Source organism: Roseiterribacter gracilis, assembly GCA_018332375.1.
GTDB lineage: Bacteria > Pseudomonadota > Alphaproteobacteria > BOG-932 > Roseiterribacteraceae > Roseiterribacter > Roseiterribacter gracilis.
In genome coordinates this window covers 2,990,548-3,012,509 of sequence record BOPV01000001.1, presented here as the reverse complement: position 1 = coordinate 3,012,509, position 21,962 = coordinate 2,990,548, and the positions used below count along the sequence as shown (strand labels likewise).

Sequence of the window (21,962 nt, the reverse complement as noted above, 5' to 3'; positions counted from 1 at the left end):
CAGGAGGAGTCGCGATGTTACGTCGGGTGGGGATTTCGATCTTTGCGGCATTGCTCGCCGCTGGTGCAGTGGGGGCGGCGCCCGCGGCGAATGCGGCTGAGGCGAATACCGCGAAGACGGGGCTTCGGTTTGAAAACCCGGCCGGAATGGCGCCGCCGGTTGGGCCCTACAGCCACGTTGCGATCGTGCCGCCGGGATCCGAGTTGCTGGTCGTGGCGGGACAGATCGGCGCCGATCCAGCCGGCGCGCTGCCGACCGATCCGGCGCAGCAATATCGCAACGCGCTGTCGAACGTGATCGCAGCGCTGAAGGCGCAGGGGCTGGGGCCCGAGCACATCATCAAGCTGAATATCTGGCTGGTCGGTGACGTGCCGGTCGAGATGACACGCGCGATCCGCGCCGAGTTGTTCGGCACCGCGAAACCGCCATCGACGCTGGCTTATATCAACCGGCTGGGCCGGTCGGATCTGCTGGTTGAGATCGAGGCGTGGGCGGCTCGGCCGCCAACGTAAGAATTACGGCGCGACCACCGAAATAGTCGCGCCGCGATTGGCGTTTAGCGCTGCGAGTCGATCGAGCGATTGCCGAAATAATCCGGACCCTGCGCTTTCGACGGATCGAACGCGCGGATCGCGCTTGCTTCGAGATGCACGACCGACTTCCGGTCGACGTCGGTGCATTCGTAGCGGAACGCCGGGTCCTGCGTGGACCCGTGGTTGAAGTCGCGCCGGACCAACACCGCACCTTCGCAGGCGCGTTCCGGCGTCAGCATCTGGGCGCCGCGTTCGGCCAACGCCCGCACCTGCGGGTCATCGGTGCCAAGCGCGTACGTCACGCGCTGCGGCGAGGCGAACGCCGAACTGGTCGCCAAAACCAAACCAACTACTGCCAATGTCATCCGCATGGGTGCCTCCTGGGGACCGCCGACCCGATCAAGATGGGCTGCGCGCTGGTTGCCGCCAAGGACCAACCTCAAAACGGGCGGACGATTACCAGGATCACAATCCCAATCATCGCCAGCGTCACCAGCTCGTTCATGATCTTGAACGTCCGGGCCGGAGTCTTATTCCGGTCTTCGGCGAATTCACGGCGCCACTTCGAGAATTTGCCGTGCAGCGCGCCAAGGCACAGCACCAACAGCAGCTTCACGTGCAGCCACGGTTCGCGCAGCAGCGCCGGCTCCAGCACCAGCATCGAGATGCCGAAAATGAAGGTCGCGGTCATCGCCGGATTGATGATCGCGCGCAGCAGGCGCCGCTCCATCACCTTGAACGTCTCGCTCATCTCCGAGCCCGGCGTCGCCTGCGCGTGATAGACGAACAGGCGCGGCAGATAGAGCATGCCGGCCATCCAGGCGATGACCGAGATCACATGCAGCGCTTTGATCCAAAGAAGCGTCATCGCTGACAGCACCCTGCAAAATTGGGCGGACAGATCCGGCCACCGCGCTCGCTCGTCACCTGCGTTGATGCAACGCGCGCACCGCGCACCAACGATGCCAGGCCACCGATGAACGCGGCGTCGGCACCGACTGTGTCGACGCGCGCAAAATACGGCACGCCGACTTCTTCGGCGAGATGCCGGTATTCGATCTCGATCTCGACCAGCGTTTCGGAATGTTCCGACACGAACGCGATCGGCGCCACCACGACGGGCACTTTGTCGGCGCCGGCGCGATGCAATTCGTCATCGGTCGACGGGCCGATCCATTTCATCCGGCCGACGCGGCTTTGATAGCAATTCACCCAGTCGAGGCCGGGCATGTCCAACGCTGCAACGATGGCCTTGGCGGTTTGCTCGCATTGCCATTGATACGGATCGCCGCTTTTGACGATGCGTTCGGGTAGGCCATGCGCTGAAAACAACAAACGCGGCGGACCGTACGAACGGGCTGCGTTCAACGCCGTGCGGATCTTCGCCACTTCGGCTTGGATGAATCCTGCTTCGGTCGGATAGCAGCAGACGATCCGCGCCGGTGTTTTCAAGCCGATCGTCGCGCAAGCTTCGTTCCACACACGCAGCGATGACGAGGTCGTGGTCGTCGACCACTGCGGATAGAGCGGCAGCAGCACGATCTCGTCGGCGCCCCATTCCTGCACTTGCTGCGCCGCTTCGATGCTGAATGGATGCCAATAGCGCATCGCGATGAAGCAGCGTGCCTGCGTTTGCGCATCGCCGAGTGCGATCTCAAGCGCGCGCGCCTGAATCTCGGTGTTCGGCACCAGCGGCGAACGACCGCCGATCAGAGCATAAATTTTGGCCGCGACCGGCGCGCGCTTCTTGGCGATGAACGCCGCCAGCGGCCAACGGATCAGCGCCGGCACGCGCAGAATCGATTTGTCGCGAAACAGATTGAACAGAAACGGACGTACCGCTTCTGGCGAATCCGGCCCGCCAAGATTCAGCAGAACAACCGCAAGCTTCTTCATCCGCGTACGCGCTCCACAAGTTGCGCGACATGCTCGATCGGCGTCGGCGGCAACACGCCGTGCCCGAGATTGAAGATGAAACGTCGTCCGCGCATCGCCTGGCGGATCGCATCGATCGCCGCGTCGAGCGATGTACCGCCGGCCAGCAGACGCAACGGATCGAGATTGCCTTGCAGCGCCACGTTCTTGATCGCACCCACCGCCCAGTTGAGCGGCACGCTGGTGTCGAGCGACAAACCATCGACGCCGGTCGCATCGGCGTAACGCGGATACAAGGCGCCGGCCTGGCGCGGAAATCCGATGATGCGCGCACCGGGCACACGATCTTTCAGACGGCCGACGATGCGCTGCGTTGGTTCGATCACGAATTTCTCAAACCCGGCCGGATCCAGCGCACCGGCCCAGCTGTCGAAGATTTGCACCGCATCGGCGCCTGCTTCGAGCTGCAGCGCCAGATGTTCGACGGTCGCGTCGACCAGCCTGTCGATCAGACGATCAAAGCCGGTATTGGCGTAGGCCCAACGTTTGGTCTCGACCCAATCGCGGCTACCGGATCCTTCGACCATGTAGGCGGCAACCGTCCAGGGCGCACCAGCGAAGCCCAGGAGCGTCGTTTGCGCCGGCAGGTCACGCCGTACCCGACGTACCGTCTCGTACACCGCAGCGAGCTTCGCAGGGTCGAATCTGAGCGCTTCGACCGCTGCCGTGTCGCGCACCGGATCCAGACGCGGACCTTCGCCTTCGGCAAACCAGACGTTCGACCCCAGCGCGTGCGGCACGGTCAGAATGTCGGAAAACAAAATCGCTGCGTCGAAGCCGTAGCGACGGATCGGCTGCAAGGTTGCTTCGGTCGCAAGGTCGGGATCGAAACAAAAGCCGAGGAAGTTCGGCGCGCGTTTCCGGATCTCGCGATACTCGGGCAGGTACCGGCCCGCTTGCCGCATCATCCAGATCGGCGGTGGTTCGATGACATCGCCGTTGAGCACGCCAAGCAAGGCGCGATCGGGTTTTCCCGGATTTCCTTCCCTCATATCTAAGATGTCTTAGGGATGGTTGTTGCTTGAGGATATGGGGGAGAGTCGGGGATCCCCGTCGAGCGACGATCTGTCCCCAGTCTGATCCACCAAACGTTGTTGGGGGCGAAAGCGGGGACGAAGCCCGCCTATCCTTGCCACGCTATGCGCTGTGAATAGCGGGGACAAAGTCTGTGCGCAGATCGCGGCAGCAACGCGGAGATTCCGTTCGCAGCCCTCCAAGCCGACGGATAGGATCCGGGCCCGTTTGAACAGTTTTGGCGGTTTGGTCGAAAACCGCCTCTTATCCACATTCGTCCACAGGCTGTGATGCGCGAGTTCCATCTCCATCTTGTCTCCGACGCGACCGGCGAAACCGTGATCAGCGTCGCGCGGGCGTGCGTCGCGCAGTTCGATGAAGTCCATGCGGTCGAGCATTTCTGGAATCTCGTCCGAACCGAACGGCAGCTCAATCTGGCAATCGAGGGGATCAAGGATCACCCGGGCATCGTGCTCTACACGTTGGTCGACCCCGACCTGCGCGTAACGCTGGAAACGGCATGCCGCGCGCTGCAAGTACCGTGCGTGCCGATCCTCGATCCGACCTTGGCTGGACTGGGTCAGTATCTGGGCTTGGAATCGCGGGCCCAGCCGGGCCGGCAGCACATGCTGAACGAGCAGTATTTCAATCGCATGGAAGCGATGGATTTCGCGCTGTCCAACGATGACGGCCAATCGGTGTGGAAGCTCGACCAGGCCGACGTGATTCTGGTCGGCGTGTCGCGCACCTCGAAGACGCCGACGTCGATCTATCTCGCCAATCGCGGCATCAAAGCCGCCAACGTGCCGTACGTGCCCGGGCAAGGCCTGCCGGAAGAGCTGGTGCGTGCGACGCGGCCGCTGATCGTCGGCCTGACCGAAGATCCCGAACGTCTGGTGCAGATCCGTCGCAACCGTTTGCGCCTGCTCAACCAGCCCGAGATCACGTCCTATGTGGATCCCGAAGCGGTGCGCAACGAAGTCAACGAAGCGCGCCGCTTCTACGCCAAGCAAGGCTGGCCAGTGATCGATGTCACGCGTCGCTCGATCGAAGAGACCGCGGCCGAGATCATCAAGATCCTCGCCCGCCGCACGGCGCAGGCGGAAACCCAACCATCCCCGTCGGCGTGACCACCATGATCGTTCTCGCCTCGGCGAGCGTGACGCGCAAACAGATGTTGGAGTCCGCCGGACTGCACATCGACATCGACCCTGCACGCGTCGACGAAGACGAAGTCAAACTGGCGCTCAAAGCCGAACAAGTTCCGGTCGAACGCGCCGCCGAAGCGCTGGCGGAATTGAAGGCGTTGCGCATCTCATCGAAACATCCGGGCGCGCTGGTGATCGGCGCCGATCAGATGCTCGAATGCGACGGCGCCTGGTTCGATAAATCACCCGATCGGGCAACCGCGCGCGCGCAGCTGCAGAGTTTGCGCGGCAAGACGCACCGTCTGATCAGCTGCGCCGTCGTGGCGCTGAACGGCGAACGTCTGTGGCACACGACCGAAGCAGCGCGGCTGACGATGCGCAATTTCAGCGACGCGTTTCTCGACGACTATCTCGATACGGTCGGCGAAGCGGTGTTCACCTCGGTCGGCGGCTATCAGCTCGAAGGTCGCGGCGTGCAGCTGTTTCATCGCATCGAAGGCGACTTCTTCACGATCCTCGGCCTGCCGCTGCTGCCGCTGCTCGATTTTCTGCGCGCGCGCGGCGCGCTTGCGGCATGAAGCGCGCTGGCGTCATCGGCTGGCCGATTGCGCAGTCGCGTTCGCCGCGGCTGCACGGCCATTGGCTGCAACGTTACGGCGTCGCGGGTTCCTACGAAGCGATCGCAATCCCGCCAGACCGGTTGCAGGACGACGTACGACGTTTGGCCAGCGAAGGCTGGGCCGGCTTGAACGTCACTATTCCGCACAAAGAACGCGTCGTGTCGCTGCTCGACGAAGTGCACCCGTCGGTGGCGCGCACCGGCAGCTGCAATCTGCTGGTGTTTCGCGACGGCAAGATCGAAGGCCGTTCGACCGATGGCGACGGATTCGTCGCCAATCTGCGCGCGGGCGCGCCGGCCTGGAACGGCGGCGTTGCGACCGTGCTGGGCGCCGGCGGTGCATCGCTGTCGGTGATCGATGCACTGCAACGCGCCGGCGCGCGCGTGCGGGTTGCCAATCGTACCGCCGCACGCGCCGAAGCGCTGGCCGAGAAGCTCGGCAACGTCGATCTTTTCCATTGGGGCGATTGGGATTTCAGCGACAGCGCGCTGCTGGTGAATGCGACCAGTCTCGGTATGACAGGACACGATCCGCTGGACGTGTCGTTGGACTCGTTGCCGCGCGACGCAGTCGTGACCGATCTCGTTTACGCGCCGCTCGAAACGCCGTTGCTGGCGGCCGCGCGCGCACGCGGCAACGTTGCCGTCGACGGGCTTGGTATGTTGCTGCACCAGGCCGTGCCTGCGTTCGAAACCTGGTTCGGCGTTCGACCGGTGGTGGACGACGCGCTGCGTCGCGCGGTGCTCGACTGATCGTTCTCGGCCTCACTGGCGGCATTGCGACGGGCAAATCGACCGCGACCAAGGCGCTGCGTCGGCTCGGCGTACCGGTGCATGATTCCGACGCGTCGGTGCATCGTCTGCTGGGACCGAACGGGCGCGCCGTGCCCGCAATCGACAAGGAATTTCCCGGCGTCGTCACCGGCAACGAAGTCGATCGCGCTGCGCTGGGCGCGCGCGTGTTCGGCGATCGCGACGCGCTGGTGCGGCTGGAAGCGATCGTTCATCCGCTGGTGCGCCAGGATACGAAACGCTTTCTGCTGCAGGCAGCACGGCGCGGCGCCAAGCTGGTCGCGCTGGACGTGCCGCTGCTGTTCGAAGGCGGCCTGTGGCGCGAGGTCGATTTCATTCTGGTGACCAGCGCGCCGCGCTTTCTGCAGCTGCAGCGCGCATTGCGCCGGCCGGGCATGAATGCCGACAAGCTGCACGGGATCGTCGCGCGCCAGACCTCCGACACGGTGCGCCGACGTCATGCCGATCTGGTGCTTTCGACCGGCCAGCCGCGGGGCGTGACCTTGCGACTCTTGCGTCGCGCGCTAGGTGAAGCGAAGAATCGTCCGGCGCGGTGTTGGCCGCCGCGCGCCTATGTTCCGAAGCGGAAGCTCTAGTTGATGCGCGAGATCGTTCTCGATACCGAAACGACCGGACTCGACCCGCTGGCGGGCCACCGCATCATCGAGATCGGCGCGATCGAGCTGGTGAACCACGTGCCGACCAACCGGACGTTTCACCAGTATCTCAATCCCGACATGGCGATCGAAGCCGAAGCGACAGCGGTGCATGGCATCACCAACGAGCATCTCAAAGACAAGCCGCGCTTTGACCAGATCGTCGAAGAGCTGATCGAGTTTCTCGGCGATGCGCGTTTGATCATTCACAACGCCGACTTCGACGTCGGATTTCTCAATGCCGAATTTGCGCGGATCGGATTTCCGACTCTGCCGCCGACGCGCGCCACCTGCACGGTCAAACTGGCGCGGCGCAAATATCCGGGATCGCCCGCCAGCCTCGACGCGCTGTGCCGCCGCTTCGCGATCGACAATTCCGCGCGCACCTTGCACGGCGCGCTGCTCGACGCGCAGCTTCTAGCCGAATGCTATCTGGAAATGATGGGCGGACGGCAGCCAACCTTGGTGCTGGCGGCCGAACGCGCCGCGGCCGCGCATGCAACGACGGCGACGCTGGTTGCCCGACCGCCACGTCCGCACGCACCGAGCGCGGAAGAACTCGAAGCCCACGCCGCCTTGCTCGCGACGCTGAAAGACCCGGTCTGGCTTAGTTAGGCGACGTGTTTGCCGACGCCGTCTTCGACGACCCAGCGGCGGGCGCGGTTGATGCGCATCTTTTCGTCGACCGCGTGGCCCAGGTCGAAGCCCAGTCGATCGGCCATGCGGCACATCATGATGACGATGTCGGCACATTCCGACGCGATCTCGGCGGGCACCAGCGCGTCGCCATTCACCGCCATCAACAGCTCGGCCATTTCTTCATTGGCGCGCGCTGCGATGCGCGATGGATTGGGCGCCGGACCGAACGCGTCACGCGCCCATTGCTGAATCGACGCTTCGCTTTCCTTGTCCGACGCCAGAGTCATTAGTTGACCGTCGAGGTCGCCGAGTCAGCGTTCTGCGCCACTTCGGCCTGGCGACGGCGGAACAGGTCGACGAAGTCGATCGGGTTCAGCATCAGCGGCGGGAAGCCACCGTCGCGCGTCACGTCGGCAACGATCGCGCGCGCGAACGGGAACAGCAGGCGCGGACCTTCGATGAACAACACCGGCTCGAGATGTTCGGGCGGAATGCCGGTCAAGGTGAAGACGCCGGCATAGGCAAGCTCGATCAGGAAATCGACTTTGTCCTCACGGCCCGCCTGCGCGCGCACGTCGAGGATCACTTCGTAGGAATCCTGCCCGACCGAATTGGCGCGCACACCAAGATTGATCTGTACTTCGGGCGCTTGGCTCTTGGGCTGCATCGCGGCCAGGAAGTTCGGATTTTCGAACGACAGATCCTTCACGTACTGCGCGTTGATCGTGATGCCGTAGTTCGGCGCTTCGTTCGCCGCGTCTGCGGTAGTGTCGGTCATGGTTCGGGAAATCTTTCCGTCTTCGGTCGGTCTTCGGGAGCCGCGGGAGCTAGCACGGCCGGCCCGTCCCGCCAACCATCGTCGACCCGGACAAAGGTGCCCTCCAGCACGTCGGGCACGCCCTGGCCCGCGTTGCGCGGGACCAGCGTTTTGGCCAGCCAGCGCTGCACCGGCGGCAACAGCAACGCCACCGCAGCGAGATCGCTGAGGAAACCCGGGATCAGGAACAGCAGACCGGCGGCGATATCCGCGAAGCCGCCGGTTGCGCGGCTGAACGCCGCGCGCGACGGACCCTCGGCCAAGGCCGTGGCGACGCGCACCAGGCCGCGACCGCGCAACAACGCCATACCGATCAGCGCACTCAGCAGCAGCAATCCCAAGGTCGGCAGCGCACCAATCGCGTCGCCGACGAAAATCAGCACGACCAGTTCAAGCAGTGGCCAGAGCAGAAGCAGTGCCAAGGGGTTCATCACCAAAAAGCTCACGTAGTTCGGGCGGAAACTGTGCGAAAACTTGTCTTGGCCAGTGGCCGGGCCTACCTAGGGACAGACAGGTGTCTGGACGCTTGTTCGACAAGTCGAGATGGGGATTGCCCGGCACCCATCCAACCAGGTCGGCCGGCAGACGTATGAAGGCGAGTATATAAGCGTTGGGCTCGAACACTCTCTTGGATCTGGTGATCTTCGCCGCGATTGCGGTGTTCCTCGTGCTGCGCCTGCGCGCGGTGCTGGGCCGCCGGACAGGGGAAGAACAGCCGCGCGCCAATCCGTTTGCGACGCCCGACCCTGCTTTCGTCGATCGCGCGCCGGTTGCGGCGCCGACCCAACTCGGACCGGTTGCGGCCGCACCGTCCGATTTGCCGCTTTCGCTGGAAGCGCGTGTACAAAATCTGCGCGTCGCGGATCCCAGCTTTGACGAAAAGCATTTCCTCGCCGGCGCCAAGACTGCGTTCCAGATGATCGTGCAGGCTTTTGCCGCGGGCGATCTCGGCACGCTGAAAACGCTGCTGGGCCCGTCGCTCTACAACGACTTTTCCGCCGCCGTCGAAGCCCGCAATCGCAGCGGCCATACGTTGCTGACGGAATTGCGCGGCACGGTCGACGCCGATCTCGAAGATGCGCGCGTGATCAACGGCCAGACGCAGGTCGATATCCGGTTCGTCTCGCAACAGATCCACGCCGTGCGCGACGCGTCGGGTGCGATCGTCGAAGGCGACACGACGCAGCCGATTGAAATCATCGATCTGTGGACCTTTGCGCGCGACCCGCGTTCGAAAGATCCGAACTGGCAGCTCGTCGCCACCGACCAGCCCAACTGATGCGCGCCACCAAGCGCGCATCGTTCCTTCGTACCTTCGTTCTTCTCGCCAGCTTCGCCCTGGCGTCGTGCGCGCAGCATGCGCCGCCGCGCACCGTCGCGCTTGATCAATTGCCGGGGTGGAGCGACGACAAAATCGGCGATGCGCGCGACGCCGTGCTCGCCAGCTGCGCGCGGTTCGATCGCGGCGACAGCAAAGCAAAAGTCGGCCCTGACGGCGTTGCAGGCACGGTCGGTGCGTGGCGCGCGGCATGCGCCGACATCAAACGCGACAGCGATTTCCGCGCGTCGTTGCTGCGCAATTTCGAAGCGCTGCGCATGGAAACGCCCGACGGAAAAAGCGATGGGCTGTTCACCGGCTATTACGAACCCGAAATCGCCGGCGCACCGGAAAAGACCGCACGCGCAACGGTACCGATTTACGGCAAGCCCACCGATTTGATCACCGTCGATCTCGGCCAGTTTCGCGACACGCTGGCAGGACAGCGTGTTTCCGGCCGTGTGCAAGACGGGAAACTGATTCCGTATGACGACCGCGCACAGATCGCACGCAGCGGACTTGGCGCGCGCGCACCGATCATCGCCTGGGCCGAAGATCCGGTCGCGCTGTTCGTGCTCGAAATTCAGGGCTCAGGTCGCATCCGCTATCCCGACGGGCGCATTCAGCGCATCGGCTACGCGGCCGGCAACGGCCGACCCTACGTGCCGATCGGCAAAGTGCTGGTCGCGCAGGGCGCGCTGGACGCCGACACAGTGTCGATGCCCGCGATCCGCGCCTGGCTCGCCGCCAACCCGGCGCGGGTGCGCGAAATTCTCGACAGCAATCCGTCGAACATTTTCTTCCAGCTGACCAACAAGCCCGCAACCGGCACGTCGAACATCGCACTGACGCCGGGCCGGTCGCTGGCGGTCGACACCAAATTCATCCCGCTCGACACACCGCTGTGGCTCGATTGCGAAGATCCACGCGGAAGCGGACGACTGCGCCGGTTGGTCGTCGCGCAGGATACTGGCGGCGCCATTCAGGGTGCTGTGCGTGGCGACCTCTTCTGGGGACCAGGCGCCCAGGCCGAAGACGCGGCTGGCCGGATGAAAAGCCGCGGCAGCCTGTGGCTGCTGAAGCCCAAAAACGTCACCAGCTGATTCACCGGCTATGCAGCGCCGGAGCGGCAGGGCTGCAGGTCTTCTGTCCTACGCAATGCGCACCACATCTCGGCCGCATTCGTAACAAAGGAAGTTCCCAATGATCGCTCTTCGCCCTGCCGCCGAGCGTGGCCACGTGCACATCGGCTGGCTCGACTCCAAACATAGTTTTTCGTTCGGCGAGTATTACGACCCGCGCCATCAGGGCTGGGGTCCGCTGCGCGTCATCAATGACGATCGCATCGCCGCCGGCGCCGGTTTCCCGACCCATCCGCATCGCGACATGGAGATCATCACCTATGTGCTCGACGGCGCGGTGGCGCATCGCGACTCAAGCGGTGGCGAGGGCGTCATTCCGGTCGGCGATGTGCAGCGGATGAGTGCCGGCAGCGGCATCCAGCACAGCGAGTTCAATGCCAGCAGCACCGACGCGCTGCGCCTGTTGCAGATCTGGATTATTCCCGATCGTCGCGGCGTGCAGCCCGGCTATCAGCAGATCCGTCTCGATCCTGCGGCCAAGCGCGATGCGTTGAAGCTGATCGCGTCGAAGGACGGTGCCGATGGCGCGCTGACCATCCAGCAGGATGCCCGTGTCTATGCGAGCGAGCTGTCGAACGGTGCCAAGGTCCGCCACGAACTGGCACCCGGCCGTCGTGCCTGGGTCCAGGTCGCCAAGGGTAACGTCACCTTGAACGGCCAAACGCTGGTCGAAGGCGATGGCGCAGCGATCGAAGAAGAACCCGTGCTCGAGCTCAGCGGTGCTGAAGGCGGGGGCGAAGTTCTGCTATTCGATCTTCCGTGAAGAAACGCGCGGCGAGTGACGACGAAAAGGCTTTGTGGCGTGCGGTAACGCACGACGTGAAGCCGCTCGCTCGTCCGCGCCGCGTTCGAATCACCGCAAAGACCGAAGCGGCCGCGCCGCCGCCACCACCCGCCCCGCCGGCGAAGCAAAGCAAACCAGCCAAGCCGGCAAAGCATGCGGCGACGATGACCGCGCCGCCGAAACCCGCGCCACCAGCCAAACCAAATCCCGGTCTCGATCGCGCCACCGAAGCGAAATTCCGCGCCGGCAAAATGGCGATCGCAGCAAAGCTCGATCTCCACGGGCTGACGCAACGCGAGGCGCATGGCGAGTTGCTCGCCTTTCTTGAAAGCGCGGTGCGCGCTGGGCGCCGCTGCGTTCTGGTGATTACCGGCAAAGGTCCCGGGTCGCCGTCACAAGGAATTCTGAAACGCGCTGTGCCGCGCTGGATCGCAAGCTCGTCGGCCGCCGGACAAATTCTCGCCACATCGACCGCACAACCAAAGCATGGCGGCGACGGCGCACTCTATGTGCTGCTGCGGCGTAAACGCGACTAACCGAAAAGAGCGCTGATGAAATATTTGCTGCTGGGCCTTCTCGCTGCGACCTCATTTGCGCATGCCGCGCAGGATCCGCTGACCAAGCCGATCGCGGAAAAGCAAGTCGCGCAGTTACTGACACCGCAAGCGCCGGTGAAAGTCTACGGCAATACGTATTTCGTCGGGTTCGGCCGTCTGGCTGTCGCGCTGATCAAGACCGATGCCGGCTTGGTGCTGATCGACGGCGCGGTGCCGCAATCGGTTGCTGCAGTCGAAGCCAACATCAAGCAACTCGGCTTTCGCATGCAGGACATCAAATACATTCTGAACACCGAAGTGCATTACGACCATTCGGGCGGCATCGCCGCGCTGGCACGCGATAGCGGCGCCACCGTGCTTGCCAGCACGCACGGCGCCAAGGCGTTGCGCGCCGGCCGCTCCGACAAAGACGATCCGCAATTCGGCGGCGCGCTCCATGACACGCCGGTGCCGGCGAAGCTGCGTGCCGTGCGCGACGGCGAACAGATCCGTCTCGGCGGTACGACGATCACCGCGCACTACACGCCCGGTCACACGCCGGGCAGCACAAGCTGGACGTGGGATTCTTGCGACAATGGCAGCTGCAAACATGTCGTGTTCGGCGCCAGCCTGAACCCGATCTCGGCCGACGGATTCAAGTTCGATCCGACGGTCACGCCGATCTTTCGCAAGACGTTCCAGACCGTCGCCAACCTGCCGTGCGATATTCTGATTCCGTCGCATCCGGATGCGGCCGGCATCGATGAAAAGCTCAAACAGCTGGCGACCGATCCCAACGCGATGATCGATCCGGGCGCATGCCGCGCCTTTGCAGGAAAGTACGAGAAGCTGTTCGACGCGCGACTGGCGAAAGAAAAGTCGTAAGAGAAAAGGCCGGGGTTCGCCCCGGCCTTTTGCTTAGAGAATGAACTTCGACAGATCCTGGTCTTTGGCCAGGTCGCCGACTTTGGTGCGTACGTCGTTGGCGTCGATCGTGATCGTTTCGCCGCCGCGGTCGCTGGCCTGAAAGCTGATTTCCTCCAGCAATCGTTCCAGCACCGTGTGCAGGCGGCGCGCGCCGATATTCTCGACGCTGGCATTGATCTCAGCCGCCAACTTGGCGAGCTCGTCGATCGCCGCGTCGGTGAAGACCAGATCGACTTTCTCGGTCTGCAGCAGCGCCTTGTACTGTTTGATCAGGCTCGCTTCGGGTTCGAGCAGGATGCGTTTGAAATCATCCTGGCTCAGCGCTTTCAACTCGACGCGGATCGGCAAGCGGCCCTGTAGCTCGGGCAGCAAGTCCGACGGCTTGGCGAGATGGAACGCGCCCGACGCGATGAACAGCACATAGTCGGTTTTCACCGGCCCGTGCTTGGTCTGCACGACGGTGCCCTCGATCAACGGCAGCAGATCGCGCTGCACGCCCTCACGGCTGACGTCGCCGCCGCGCATTTCGCTGCGGGTTGCGATCTTGTCGATCTCGTCGAGAAAGACGATGCCGTTCTGCTCGACGGATTCGATCGCTTCGCGCTTGACCCGTTCGGGATCGAGCAGCTTGTCGCTTTCTTCGTCGATCAGAATCTCATAGCTCGCGCGCACCGACAGGCGCGTCTGCTTGGTTTTGTTGCCGAAGGCTTTGCCCAACATCTCGTTGATGTTGATCATGCCGACATTGGCGCCGGGCACGCCCGGTATCTCCATCATCGGCGATGACGACGCAGTGTCGGCGATTTCGATGTCGATCTCGCGCTCGTCCAGCTCGCCTTCGCGCAGCTTCTTGCGAAAGCTGGCGCGCGTGCTTTCGGTGGCGTTCTTGCCGACCAGCGCGTCGAGCACGCGTTCCTCGGCATTCAGTTCGGCCCGCGCATGGACGTCACGACGAAGACGCTCGCGCGTCATGTTCATCGCGTTTTCGACCAAGTCGCGCACAATCGAATCCACGTCGCGGCCGACATAGCCGACCTCGGTGAATTTGGTCGCTTCGACTTTCAGAAACGGCGCGTCGGCCAGCTTGGCCAGGCGACGTGCGATTTCGGTTTTGCCAACGCCGGTCGGCCCGATCATCAGAATGTTCTTGGGCAGGACTTCGTCGCGCATGGCGGCCGGCAGCTGCTGCCGGCGCCAGCGATTGCGCAGCGCCACCGCCACGGCCCGCTTGGCGTCGTGCTGGCCGACGATAAAGCGGTCGAGTTCGGAGACGATCTCGCGCGGAGAAAAATCATGAGACATGTGTGTGATCCCGAAGGAGACGCGTTACAGCGTCTCGATCGTCAGATTGGTGTTCGTGTAGACGCAGATTTCGGCCGCGATCGCCATCGCCTTGCGGGCGATTGCTTCGGCATCGAGGCCATCGACGTCCAGCAAGCCGCGCGCGGCGGCATAGGCGTAGTTGCCGCCTGATCCGATCGCGACGACGCCGTGCTCGGGTTCGAGCACGTCGCCTGTCCCGGTCAAAACCAGGCTCGTCTCCTTGTCGGCGACGATCATCATGGCCTCGAGCCGGCGCAGATAGCGGTCGGTGCGCCAATCCTTGGCCAGTTCGACCGCGGCACGCATGAGCTGATTTGGGTGTTTCTCGAGCTTGGCTTCCAGCCGCTCGAACAGGGTGAAGGCATCCGCCGTAGCCCCGGCAAAGCCGCCGATGACCTGGCCGCCGCCCAAACGCCGCACTTTGCGCGCGTTGGACTTCATCACGGTCTGGCCCATCGACACCTGGCCGTCGCCTACGACGACGACGCGACCGCCCTTGCGCACGGACAGGATGGTTGTCCCGTGCCAGGACGTCGCAACAGAATTTTCGGTGTTCATCGTTGCGAACAGGTGGGATGTGGCGCTGCGGGCTTCAAGCCGAGGCTCCAAGGGTGTACCACCCGGCCATGGACCGGCAGGACAACACCGAATTGGCAACGGTTCGCCGTGGTCGCGTCGAACGCACCACGTCCGAGACCAAAATCATCGCCGCCATCGATCTCGATGGCAGCGGCCGCGCGCGCGTCGCAACCGGCATCGGTTTTCTCGATCACATGTTGGAACAGCTGGCAAAACACGGCCTGTTCGACATCGAGATCGAAGCGACCGGTGATCTCCATATCGACATGCATCACACGACCGAAGACGTCGCGATCGCGCTTGGTCAGGCGACCATGCAGGCGCTCGGCGAGCGCCGAGGTATTCGCCGCTTCGGTACCGCCTATGCGCCGATGGACGAGACCTTGTCGCGCGTCGCGCTCGATCTATCGAACCGGCCGTACCTGATCTGGCGGGTCGAGTTTTCGCGCGACAAAGTCGGCGAGATGGACACCGAACTGTTCAAGGAATGGTTCCAAGCCTTCGCCCAGCATGGCGGCGTCTGCCTGCATGTCGAAAACCTGTACGGCGACAACAACCATCACATCGTTGAAAGCTGCTTCAAGGCGCTGGCGACGGCGTTGAAACACGCGGTCGAAATCGATCCGCGTCGCGCCGGCGTCGTGCCGTCGACAAAGGGCGCGCTGTAAAGCGCGCGGGCGGCGGCTGTGGAAACGATTGCACTGGTTGACGTCGGGTCGGGCAATTTGCGCTCGGCCGCGAAGGCGCTCGAACGCGTCGCAGCCGATCTGCCGGGCGGTGCAACCGTGCATACGACCAGCGATCCCGATCTGGTTGCGCGCGCCGATCGCATCGTGCTGCCAGGCCAAGGCGCGTTCGCCGACGTTGCTGCAGGCCTTGCCAGGATTGACGGTTTGCGCGCCGCGCTCGAGCACGCGGTGCGTGCGAACGCCCGCCCCTATCTCGGCATTTGTGTCGGCATGCAGCTGATGGCCGATCGCGGGCGCGAGCATGGCGACCATGCCGGCCTCGGTTGGATCGGCGGCGATGTCGTGCCGATGACGCCGTCCGATCCGGCGTTGAAGATCCCGCAGATGGGCTGGAACGATCTCGACCTGTTGCAGCCGTCGCATCCGGTGCTGCGCAACGTGGCGGCGGGCGAGCACGCTTACTTCGTGCACTCGTACAAATTCGACGTGCAGGATCGCGCCGACTTGTTGGCGCAGGTCGACTATGGTGGCGGCGTCGCCGCCATCGTCGGTCGCGACAATCTGGTCGGCACGCAATTCCACCCGGAGAAGAGCCAGGCGGTTGGCCTCAAGCTCCTCGCCGCCTTTCTCACCTGGCGTCCCTGAGAGAGGAATCGTGAGCGAAAGCCTCATCAAACCGACCCTACTGGTCGAGCATGTCGAGAAGCTGAAAACCGGCGATCTCGGCGATCTGTGCGACGCGGCCGAAGCGGCGATCCTGTCCGACGGCGGCTTCGGCTGGGTGCAGCCGCCGCCGCGCGACGTGATGGAGCGCTATTGGAAGGGCGTGCTGATGGTGCCCGAACGGATGCTGCTGATCGGCCGCCTCGACGGGGTGATCGGCGGTTCGCTGCAACTGGTTCGGCCGGCGCGCAACAACGAGGCGCAGGCCAAGTCGATCACGCTCACTACCGCTTTCATGGCGCCCTGGGCGCGCGGCCACGGGCTGGCGCGCATGTTGTGGCGCGCGGCCGAAGACAAGGCCCGCGAGCATGGCTTCGAAGTGATCAATCTCGACGTGCGCGAGACCCAGACGGCCGCCCTCCAATTGTGCGAAACGATGGGCTACATGCAGTGGGGTACCCATCCGCGCTATGCGATGGTGGACGGCAAGCCCGTTGCTGGGCGCTATTACTTCAAGACGCTGACCTGAAGGGGCGCTCATGATTCTGTTTCCGGCGATCGATTTGAAGGACGGCAAGGTCGTGCGGTTGCTGCGCGGTGACCTCGACCAGGCCACCGTGTTCAACGACGAACCGGTCGAGCAGGCCCTGAAATTCGAACGGCAGGGCTTCACCTGGCTGCATGTCGTCGACTTGAACGGCGCGGTGCAGGGGCGTTCGGTCAATGGCGGCACGATCGAGGCGATCGCCTGGTCGGCAGAACTCAAGATCCAGCTCGGTGGCGGCGTTCGGACAGTCGCCGACGTGCATTACTGGCTCGACCGTGGCGTCGAACGTGTCGTGCTTGGCACCGTCGCGGTGACCGAACCCGATGTCGTGGTCGAAGCGTGCAAGCAATTCCCCGATCGCGTTGCCGTCGGCATCGATGCGCGCGGCGGCTTCGTTGCGACCGATGGCTGGACCGTCACCACCGACATTCGCGCGCTCGATCATGCCAAGCGCGTGCAGGATGCCGGCGCGGCGGCGATCATCTACACCGACATTGATCGCGACGGCGCGCTGACCGGCGTCAACATCGCCGAGACGGTTGCGCTTGCCAAAGGCCTGTCGATTCCGGTGATCGCATCGGGCGGCGTCGGTTCGATGCAAGATCTGCTGGCCGTGCGCGCTGCGGAGAAAGACGGCATTGCCGGCGTCATCTGTGGCCGCGCGCTGTATGACGGCAGCGTCGATCCAGTCGAAGCCATCGCGCTTTTCCCAAGCTGATGCTCAAGCTGCGTGTCATTCCCTGTCTCGACGTGGCAGCGGGCCGTGTCGTCAAGGGTGTGAACTTCGTCGAGCTGCGCGACGCGGGCGATCCGGTCGAGCAGGCGCGCCTGTACGATGCCGCCGGTGCCGACGAACTTTGCTTTCTCGACATCACCGCCAGCCACGAACAGCGCGACACGATCTATGACGTCGTCGCGAAGACCGCGAGCCAGGTGTTCTTGCCGCTGACGGTCGGCGGCGGCGTGCGGTCGATCGACGACGCGCGCAAATTGCTGCTGGCGGGCGCCGACAAGATTTCGGTCAACAGCGCTGCGGTCGCACGACCCGACTTGATCGCCGAGCTCGCAACCAAATTCGGCAGCCAATGCGTCGTGGTTGCGATCGATGCGAAACAGGTCGGCGCCGGATTCGAAGTCTTCACCCATGGCGGACGCACCGCGACCGGACTCGACGCGGTCGATTGGGCGCGTCGGGTTGCAGCGCTGGGCGCCGGCGAAATTCTGCTGACCTCGATGGACCGCGACGGCACGCGATCGGGCTTCGATCTGGCGCTGACGCGCGCTGTGTCGGATGCGGTGACGGTGCCGGTGATTGCGTCGGGCGGCGTTGGCACGCTGGATCATCTTGTCGAAGGCGTTCGCGACGGTGGCGCATCGGCGGTGCTTGCGGCGTCAATCTTTCACTTCGGACAATTCACCATCGCCGACGCGAAACGCGCGCTGGCGGCGGCGGGACTTCCCGTACGCGAGGCAGCGTGATGCAGGCACTCGATGAACTTTGGGCGGTGATTCTGGAACGGCGCGGCGCCGATCCCGAAAGCTCGTACACCGCCAAGCTGTTCGCCAAAGGCCGTCCCAAGATCGCGCAGAAAGTCGGCGAAGAAGCAGTCGAAACCGTGATCGCTGCGTTGGTACAGGACAAAGACGCGTTGGCCGCGGAAAGCGCCGACCTGCTCTATCACCTGCTGGTGCTGTGGGCCGATTGCGGGCTCGATCCAAACGACGTTGCCGCCGTACTTGAGACGAGGAAACGCTGATGCGCAGCTACGACAGCTCGAACATCTTCGCGCGCATCCTGCGTGGCGAGATCCCGTCGCCGCGCGTGCATGACGGCCGGCATGCGGTCGCTATCAAAGATATCCATCCGCAAGCGCCGACGCATTTGTTGGTGCTGCCGACCGGCAACTATGTCGACTTCGACGATTTTGCCGCACGTGCCAGCGACGAAGAGATCGTCGCCTATGTACGCGCCATCGGCAGCATCGCGCGCGAAGCAAAGGTTGCAGACAGCGGATATCGCGTGATTTTCAATGTCGGCCCTGACAGTCATCAGGAAGTGCCGCACCTGCATGCGCATATTCTGGGCGGGCGTGCGCTGGGTCCGTTGCTGAAAAAGATCGACGAATAAACGCCGCGCGATCGGTTGATCGCATAGCAGGAAGCTGGCATCACGCTGTCGTTCCACAGCATGCGCAAAAAGGCTTTCAAGCTCTTTTAAGAGAGGCGGTCTACGTCGCCACGCACGGCAATTTCGCCGGCCTTTGCGACGAGACTCCCATGCTCGATTTCTTCGCCAATCTGCGTATCCAGACGAAAGTCACGATCGCGTTTGCGCTCGTGCTCGTTGTCACCGTCGCGTTGGGTTTGTTTGGCGTGCAGCGTCTCGCCGCGGTCAACGCCGTCGCCGCCGACATCCGCAACAACTCGCTGCCGTCGACCGGCTATCTTGGAAAAGTGTCGGCGCTGAGCGAGCGCACGCGCGTTACCGAAGCAAACCAGCTGATCGTGAAGACCGCCGCCGAACGGACGCGCTATGCCGACAGCGGCAACACGGCGATTGCCGGCCGCGAAACAGCGTGGAAAGCCTACGAAGTGCTGGTCGATCCCGGCGAAGAGCGTGCCATCGCCGACAAGTCGGTGAAGGCCTGGTCGACCTACATGGCCGCGCACAAGAAATACGAAGAGATGGTCGCCGCCGGGAAGTTCGACGAAGCCGCGAACTTCTACATGGAAGACATGCGCGTGATGTTCGCTGACGTGCGCGACGCGCTGGAGAAGGGCATCGAATATAATACGCGCACTGGCCAGGCGATTGCCGATGATGGGGCCAAAACCTACGCGTCGGCGCGGATCTGGATCATCGTCGCACTGGTCGTGACCGCGCTGCTGTGCGTCGGTGCTGGCTTCGCGCTGATCACCGCCGTGTCGAAGCCGATTACGCGCATGACCGACGCGATGCAGCGCCTGGCCGCGCATGACCTCAACGCTGAGATCACCGGCATCGGGCGCCGCGACGAGATCGGCGGCATGGCCGATGCGGTGCAGGTGTTCAAACAAAGCATGCTGACCGCCGACAAGCTGGCGGCCGAACAGGCGCGCGAACGCGAAGTGCGCGAACGCCGCGCCGCGTCGCTGGAAAGCTTGACCCAGACGTTCGAAGTCAAAGTCGGCGCACTGGCCGATGCGTTGTCAGCAGCCGCAACCGAAATGGAAGCGACCGCGCAATCGATGACGACGACGGCGGGCCGCACCGACAGCCAGGCGCTGAACGTCGCCGCCGCTGCGGAAGAAGCCTCGGCCAACGTGCAGACCGTGGCGAGCGCCGCCGAAGAACTCAGCGCGTCGATTGCCGAGATCGGCCGTCAGGTCGGTCAGTCGGCGACGATCGCGGCGCGCGCCGTCGACGACGCAAAGCGGACCGACGAAACCGTGCAGGCGCTGGCCGCGGGCGCCGAGAAGATCGGCGAAGTGATCAAGTTGATCGCCGACATCGCGGGCCAGACCAACTTGCTGGCGCTGAACGCGACCATCGAAGCAGCGCGTGCCGGCGAAGCGGGCAAGGGCTTTGCGGTGGTTGCAAGCGAAGTGAAATCGTTGGCGGCGCAGACTGCCAAGGCGACCGAAGAAATCAGCTCGCACATCACGCATATCCAAAGCGCGACGCAACAGGCGGTGATCGCGATTCAGGCGATCGGCGGCACGATCGGCGAAATCAGCGCGATCTCCAGCGGCATCGCCTCGTCGGTGGCCGAGCAGGGCGCGGCGACGCAGGAAATTGCCCGCAACGTGCAGCAAGCCGCGGCCGGCACGCAGGACGTCACAACCAACATCACTGGCGTCAAAGCAGCCGCCACCGAAACCGGTGCGGCGGCAACGCAGGTGCTCGGCGCGGCGGGCGAGCTGGCCCGCAACGCCGGCAAGCTGACCGGCGAAGTGAACGACTTCATCGCCGGTGTGAAAGCCGCCTAGGCGGGCACGTCTGCAAGCAGGCGGTCGGCCAGCTCGGCCACCTGCTCGCGAATATCCGGCACGGATGTGATTTCCCACACCGCGCCGCGTGTGGGTGGGCCCAGCGCGCTGATTTGCGGCTGGGCCTTTCCAAGTCCGTCGACGACGCGCCAGGCCGTGTCGACGACCAAACCCAAGCCAAACGGATCGCACGCGATCATGCGATCACGCAGCAGCTGCTGCAGCAACGGATCTTCGCTGCGCGCATAGTCGTGATCGGGGCCGGTGCAATTGATGCCGCCGGCCACGCGATGCTCGATCTCGCCGCCGCCGCGTAGCGCAACCGTCAGCCGCACCGAATCGCGGGCGCGTTCGGCCGCGATGATGCGGCCGGCTTCGATGCGCAACACGCCGCTGCGGCGCAGCCGTGTCACATGCACGGCGGGCACGCGCGGCAGACGATGGCGATGCACGTCCCAGTACGGACGCAGCCAGCGCAAAAACCGTTTGCGCGTCGCCGGATCGGCGGCACGCCACAAGGCTTGCACCGACGGTCGCGCGCCTTCCAACACCTGCCGCCAATCGACTCCCTGCGTCGCTGCGCGATCGACCTCGTCGCGCACGCGGCGCACGATCTTGGCCAGCGGCGCGCCGTGCATATCGTCGAGAAAGGGCGGCCAGGCGCGCGGCGCACGATGGATGTTCGGCAACAAGCCGCGGCGCGACAGGGCGATCAACGGAGCGCGATGACCGGCGGCGCGCAGGCTTTGCACGACGTCGACCATGGTGAGACCGGTGCCCAGCACCAGGATCGCACCATCGCGCCCGGCCAATTTGTTGCGCGCAACCGCGTCCCACGGATCATTGACCCAATATTCGCCGAACGCGTCGGCAAAGCGCGGGCGCGCCGGCGCTGGATTGCCAAGCGCCAGCACCACGTGATCCGCGGCAAGCGTGCGCCCATCCGCAAGCCGGACCGTAAATTCATTACCTGCAGGCGTAATGGCGACAGCGCGGCCGGCGACGCGTTCGACGCGTTCATGTGCTGCCTCGAGCAACGCTTCGAGATACCGCCCGTAGGCCGGGCGCGGCGCGAACACATCGTCGGCCGTGCCGATTGCCCAACGTGCGAAATCGTTGGGCGCGTCGGCGAACGCGCCCATGCGGCCGGCGCGCACGTTCAGTGCATGCCGCTCTTCGGCCGCGCCATAGGCCAGGCCCGGACCAAAGCGCGCGCTCGATTCAACCAATGTCGGACGCAGATGCGGTCGCGACCGGACCAGCTCAAGCGCGAGCGCAGTACCGCTATAGCCCGCGCCGAGGATCACGATACGCATGTGCCGACCAGCCTGC

The 21,962-nt window shown here is 64.1% G+C and carries 29 protein-coding genes; 19 read left to right on the top strand and 10 right to left on the bottom strand.

Annotated features, from left to right (window positions below):
* Nucleotides 1-14 precede the first annotated feature (14 nt).
* A complete protein-coding gene (locus tag TMPK1_RS15040) occupies nt 15-512 on the top strand; it encodes a RidA family protein (protein WP_420243926.1) in 498 nt (165 codons plus the stop codon).
* Between the two features lie 44 nt (nt 513-556).
* Here the strand turns inward: TMPK1_RS15040 and TMPK1_RS15035 are convergent, their stop codons facing one another.
* The 4 genes from TMPK1_RS15035 to hemE all read right to left on the bottom strand — a co-directional run bounded on the left by TMPK1_RS15035 (nt 557) and on the right by hemE (nt 3,460).
* Entirely contained in the window at nt 557-904 is a 348-nt protein-coding gene (locus tag TMPK1_RS15035) for a hypothetical protein (RefSeq protein WP_420243924.1), read from the bottom strand.
* A 68-nt stretch (nt 905-972) separates the two neighbouring features.
* Nucleotides 973-1,401, bottom strand: a complete 429-nt coding sequence (gene hemJ, locus TMPK1_RS15030; protein ID WP_420243922.1) for a protoporphyrinogen oxidase HemJ — start codon at nt 1,399-1,401, stop codon at nt 973-975.
* Nucleotides 1,398-2,429, bottom strand: a complete 1,032-nt coding sequence (hemH, locus tag TMPK1_RS15025; RefSeq protein ID WP_420243921.1) for a ferrochelatase — start codon at nt 2,427-2,429, stop codon at nt 1,398-1,400. Before hemH ends, hemJ begins: the two co-directional genes overlap by 4 nt.
* Nucleotides 2,426-3,460, bottom strand: coding sequence for a uroporphyrinogen decarboxylase (gene hemE / locus TMPK1_RS15020; protein WP_420243920.1), 1,035 nt, complete (start codon nt 3,458-3,460; stop codon nt 2,426-2,428). Before hemE ends, hemH begins: the two co-directional genes overlap by 4 nt.
* A gap of 312 nt (nt 3,461-3,772) precedes the next feature.
* On the opposite strand from hemE, the gene TMPK1_RS15015 reads away from it, so the two are divergent.
* Genes TMPK1_RS15015 through dnaQ form a run of 5 tightly spaced genes read left to right on the top strand, consistent with a single transcriptional unit; the run spans nt 3,773 to nt 7,312 of the window.
* A complete protein-coding gene (locus tag TMPK1_RS15015) occupies nt 3,773-4,612 on the top strand; it encodes a pyruvate, water dikinase regulatory protein (protein WP_420243919.1) in 840 nt (279 codons plus the stop codon).
* Between the two features lie 5 nt (nt 4,613-4,617).
* On the top strand, nt 4,618-5,208 hold the full coding sequence (locus TMPK1_RS15010; RefSeq protein ID WP_420243917.1) for a Maf family protein: 591 nt from the start codon (nt 4,618-4,620) through the stop codon (nt 5,206-5,208).
* Nucleotides 5,205-6,002 (top strand): shikimate dehydrogenase, encoded by a 798-nt coding sequence (locus tag TMPK1_RS15005; protein WP_420243916.1) that lies wholly within the window; start codon nt 5,205-5,207, stop codon nt 6,000-6,002. Before TMPK1_RS15010 ends, TMPK1_RS15005 begins: the two co-directional genes overlap by 4 nt.
* A complete protein-coding gene (gene coaE / locus TMPK1_RS15000; protein ID WP_420245673.1) occupies nt 5,945-6,637 on the top strand; it encodes a dephospho-CoA kinase in 693 nt (230 codons plus the stop codon). Before TMPK1_RS15005 ends, coaE begins: the two co-directional genes overlap by 58 nt.
* Before the next feature lie 3 nt (nt 6,638-6,640).
* Nucleotides 6,641-7,312: a DNA polymerase III subunit epsilon gene (gene dnaQ, locus TMPK1_RS14995; protein ID WP_420243915.1), complete on the top strand. Its 672-nt coding sequence runs from the start codon at nt 6,641-6,643 to the stop codon at nt 7,310-7,312.
* Here the strand turns inward: dnaQ and TMPK1_RS14990 are convergent.
* The 3 genes from TMPK1_RS14990 to TMPK1_RS14980 are packed head-to-tail and all read right to left on the bottom strand — an operon-like array spanning nt 7,309 to nt 8,575.
* The gene (locus tag TMPK1_RS14990; RefSeq protein ID WP_420243914.1) at nt 7,309-7,623 is read right to left on the bottom strand and encodes a nucleotide pyrophosphohydrolase; all 315 of its coding nucleotides are present in this window, start codon (nt 7,621-7,623) and stop codon (nt 7,309-7,311) included. The genes dnaQ and TMPK1_RS14990 overlap by 4 nt on opposite strands.
* Entirely contained in the window at nt 7,623-8,114 is a 492-nt protein-coding gene (secB, locus tag TMPK1_RS14985; RefSeq protein WP_420243912.1) for a protein-export chaperone SecB, read from the bottom strand. Before secB ends, TMPK1_RS14990 begins: the two co-directional genes overlap by 1 nt.
* Nucleotides 8,111-8,575, bottom strand: a complete 465-nt coding sequence (locus TMPK1_RS14980; protein WP_420243911.1) for an FxsA family protein — start codon at nt 8,573-8,575, stop codon at nt 8,111-8,113. The genes secB and TMPK1_RS14980 overlap by 4 nt, the downstream gene beginning before the upstream one ends.
* A 215-nt stretch (nt 8,576-8,790) precedes the next feature.
* On the opposite strand from TMPK1_RS14980, the gene TMPK1_RS14975 reads away from it, so the two are divergent.
* The 5 genes from TMPK1_RS14975 (at nt 8,791) to bla (ending at nt 12,818) form a co-directional block, all read left to right on the top strand.
* A complete protein-coding gene (locus TMPK1_RS14975) occupies nt 8,791-9,432 on the top strand; it encodes a Tim44/TimA family putative adaptor protein (RefSeq protein WP_420243909.1) in 642 nt (213 codons plus the stop codon).
* Complete coding sequence (gene mltA / locus TMPK1_RS14970; RefSeq protein WP_420243908.1) at nt 9,432-10,574, top strand: murein transglycosylase A; 1,143 nt, start codon at nt 9,432-9,434, stop codon at nt 10,572-10,574. Before TMPK1_RS14975 ends, mltA begins: the two co-directional genes overlap by 1 nt.
* A gap of 100 nt (nt 10,575-10,674) precedes the next feature.
* Nucleotides 10,675-11,376 (top strand): pirin family protein, encoded by a 702-nt coding sequence (locus tag TMPK1_RS14965; RefSeq protein WP_420243907.1) that lies wholly within the window; start codon nt 10,675-10,677, stop codon nt 11,374-11,376.
* Entirely contained in the window at nt 11,373-11,933 is a 561-nt protein-coding gene (locus TMPK1_RS14960; protein ID WP_420243905.1) for a Smr/MutS family protein, read from the top strand. The genes TMPK1_RS14965 and TMPK1_RS14960 overlap by 4 nt, the downstream gene beginning before the upstream one ends.
* Before the next feature lie 15 nt (nt 11,934-11,948).
* Nucleotides 11,949-12,818, top strand: coding sequence for a subclass B3 metallo-beta-lactamase (bla, locus tag TMPK1_RS14955; RefSeq protein WP_420243904.1), 870 nt, complete (start codon nt 11,949-11,951; stop codon nt 12,816-12,818).
* 33 nt (nt 12,819-12,851) lie between these two features.
* On the opposite strand, the gene hslU is transcribed toward bla, so the two are convergent.
* Complete coding sequence (hslU, locus tag TMPK1_RS14950; protein ID WP_420243902.1) at nt 12,852-14,162, bottom strand: ATP-dependent protease ATPase subunit HslU; 1,311 nt, start codon at nt 14,160-14,162, stop codon at nt 12,852-12,854.
* A 24-nt stretch (nt 14,163-14,186) separates the two neighbouring features.
* The gene (hslV, locus tag TMPK1_RS14945) at nt 14,187-14,741 is read right to left on the bottom strand and encodes an ATP-dependent protease subunit HslV (RefSeq protein ID WP_420243900.1); all 555 of its coding nucleotides are present in this window, start codon (nt 14,739-14,741) and stop codon (nt 14,187-14,189) included.
* A 68-nt stretch (nt 14,742-14,809) separates the two neighbouring features.
* Here hslV and hisB point away from each other — a divergent pair, with 68 nt between their 5' ends.
* From hisB to TMPK1_RS14905, 8 genes are all read left to right on the top strand, one after another.
* Nucleotides 14,810-15,430, top strand: a complete 621-nt coding sequence (gene hisB, locus TMPK1_RS14940; RefSeq protein ID WP_420243898.1) for an imidazoleglycerol-phosphate dehydratase HisB — start codon at nt 14,810-14,812, stop codon at nt 15,428-15,430.
* Between the two features lie 18 nt (nt 15,431-15,448).
* Nucleotides 15,449-16,096, top strand: a complete 648-nt coding sequence (gene hisH, locus TMPK1_RS14935) for an imidazole glycerol phosphate synthase subunit HisH (RefSeq protein ID WP_420243897.1) — start codon at nt 15,449-15,451, stop codon at nt 16,094-16,096.
* Between the two features lie 10 nt (nt 16,097-16,106).
* Nucleotides 16,107-16,643, top strand: a complete 537-nt coding sequence (locus TMPK1_RS14930) for a GNAT family N-acetyltransferase (RefSeq protein ID WP_420243896.1) — start codon at nt 16,107-16,109, stop codon at nt 16,641-16,643.
* A 10-nt stretch (nt 16,644-16,653) separates the two neighbouring features.
* Nucleotides 16,654-17,379, top strand: coding sequence for a 1-(5-phosphoribosyl)-5-[(5-phosphoribosylamino)methylideneamino]imidazole-4-carboxamide isomerase (gene hisA / locus TMPK1_RS14925; RefSeq protein WP_420243894.1), 726 nt, complete (start codon nt 16,654-16,656; stop codon nt 17,377-17,379).
* Entirely contained in the window at nt 17,379-18,140 is a 762-nt protein-coding gene (hisF, locus tag TMPK1_RS14920) for an imidazole glycerol phosphate synthase subunit HisF (RefSeq protein WP_420243893.1), read from the top strand. Before hisA ends, hisF begins: the two co-directional genes overlap by 1 nt.
* Nucleotides 18,140-18,418 (top strand): phosphoribosyl-ATP diphosphatase, encoded by a 279-nt coding sequence (locus TMPK1_RS14915; protein WP_420243892.1) that lies wholly within the window; start codon nt 18,140-18,142, stop codon nt 18,416-18,418. Before hisF ends, TMPK1_RS14915 begins: the two co-directional genes overlap by 1 nt.
* Nucleotides 18,418-18,789, top strand: a complete 372-nt coding sequence (locus TMPK1_RS14910; RefSeq protein ID WP_420243891.1) for an HIT domain-containing protein — start codon at nt 18,418-18,420, stop codon at nt 18,787-18,789. The genes TMPK1_RS14915 and TMPK1_RS14910 overlap by 1 nt, the downstream gene beginning before the upstream one ends.
* Nucleotides 18,790-18,938: 149 nt before the next feature.
* The gene (locus tag TMPK1_RS14905) at nt 18,939-20,630 is read left to right on the top strand and encodes a methyl-accepting chemotaxis protein (protein WP_420243890.1); all 1,692 of its coding nucleotides are present in this window, start codon (nt 18,939-18,941) and stop codon (nt 20,628-20,630) included.
* Here TMPK1_RS14905 and TMPK1_RS14900 read toward each other — a convergent pair.
* Complete coding sequence (locus tag TMPK1_RS14900) at nt 20,627-21,946, bottom strand: FAD/NAD(P)-binding protein (protein ID WP_420243889.1); 1,320 nt, start codon at nt 21,944-21,946, stop codon at nt 20,627-20,629. The two genes, TMPK1_RS14905 and TMPK1_RS14900, sit on opposite strands and share 4 nt — an antisense overlap.
* Nucleotides 21,947-21,962: the final 16 nt, after the last annotated feature.

What these genes read in the sequence shown, in the direction of transcription:
- TMPK1_RS15005 (WP_420243916.1), top strand. Translation starts at nt 5,205, where the DNA reads ATGAAGCGCGCTGGCGTCATCGGCTGGCCGATTGCGCAGTCGCGTTCG.
- TMPK1_RS15035 (WP_420243924.1), bottom strand. Translation starts at nt 904, where the DNA reads ATGCGGATGACATTGGCAGTAGTTGGTTTGGTTTTGGCGACCAGTTCG.
- TMPK1_RS14910 (WP_420243891.1), top strand. Translation starts at nt 18,418, where the DNA reads ATGCGCAGCTACGACAGCTCGAACATCTTCGCGCGCATCCTGCGTGGC.
- hslU (WP_420243902.1), bottom strand. Translation starts at nt 14,162, where the DNA reads ATGTCTCATGATTTTTCTCCGCGCGAGATCGTCTCCGAACTCGACCGC.
- hemJ (WP_420243922.1), bottom strand. Translation starts at nt 1,401, where the DNA reads ATGACGCTTCTTTGGATCAAAGCGCTGCATGTGATCTCGGTCATCGCC.
- TMPK1_RS14965 (WP_420243907.1), top strand. Translation starts at nt 10,675, where the DNA reads ATGATCGCTCTTCGCCCTGCCGCCGAGCGTGGCCACGTGCACATCGGC.
- mltA (WP_420243908.1), top strand. Translation starts at nt 9,432, where the DNA reads ATGCGCGCCACCAAGCGCGCATCGTTCCTTCGTACCTTCGTTCTTCTC.
- hemE (WP_420243920.1), bottom strand. Translation starts at nt 3,460, where the DNA reads ATGAGGGAAGGAAATCCGGGAAAACCCGATCGCGCCTTGCTTGGCGTG.
- TMPK1_RS14900 (WP_420243889.1), bottom strand. Translation starts at nt 21,946, where the DNA reads ATGCGTATCGTGATCCTCGGCGCGGGCTATAGCGGTACTGCGCTCGCG.
- TMPK1_RS15015 (WP_420243919.1), top strand. Translation starts at nt 3,773, where the DNA reads ATGCGCGAGTTCCATCTCCATCTTGTCTCCGACGCGACCGGCGAAACC.
- bla (WP_420243904.1), top strand. Translation starts at nt 11,949, where the DNA reads ATGAAATATTTGCTGCTGGGCCTTCTCGCTGCGACCTCATTTGCGCAT.
- TMPK1_RS14915 (WP_420243892.1), top strand. Translation starts at nt 18,140, where the DNA reads ATGCAGGCACTCGATGAACTTTGGGCGGTGATTCTGGAACGGCGCGGC.
- hslV (WP_420243900.1), bottom strand. Translation starts at nt 14,741, where the DNA reads ATGAACACCGAAAATTCTGTTGCGACGTCCTGGCACGGGACAACCATC.
- hisB (WP_420243898.1), top strand. Translation starts at nt 14,810, where the DNA reads ATGGACCGGCAGGACAACACCGAATTGGCAACGGTTCGCCGTGGTCGC.
- hisA (WP_420243894.1), top strand. Translation starts at nt 16,654, where the DNA reads ATGATTCTGTTTCCGGCGATCGATTTGAAGGACGGCAAGGTCGTGCGG.
- TMPK1_RS15040 (WP_420243926.1), top strand. Translation starts at nt 15, where the DNA reads ATGTTACGTCGGGTGGGGATTTCGATCTTTGCGGCATTGCTCGCCGCT.
- hemH (WP_420243921.1), bottom strand. Translation starts at nt 2,429, where the DNA reads ATGAAGAAGCTTGCGGTTGTTCTGCTGAATCTTGGCGGGCCGGATTCG.
- TMPK1_RS14990 (WP_420243914.1), bottom strand. Translation starts at nt 7,623, where the DNA reads ATGACTCTGGCGTCGGACAAGGAAAGCGAAGCGTCGATTCAGCAATGG.
- dnaQ (WP_420243915.1), top strand. Translation starts at nt 6,641, where the DNA reads ATGCGCGAGATCGTTCTCGATACCGAAACGACCGGACTCGACCCGCTG.
- secB (WP_420243912.1), bottom strand. Translation starts at nt 8,114, where the DNA reads ATGACCGACACTACCGCAGACGCGGCGAACGAAGCGCCGAACTACGGC.
- TMPK1_RS14905 (WP_420243890.1), top strand. Translation starts at nt 18,939, where the DNA reads ATGCTCGATTTCTTCGCCAATCTGCGTATCCAGACGAAAGTCACGATC.
- hisF (WP_420243893.1), top strand. Translation starts at nt 17,379, where the DNA reads ATGCTCAAGCTGCGTGTCATTCCCTGTCTCGACGTGGCAGCGGGCCGT.
- TMPK1_RS15010 (WP_420243917.1), top strand. Translation starts at nt 4,618, where the DNA reads ATGATCGTTCTCGCCTCGGCGAGCGTGACGCGCAAACAGATGTTGGAG.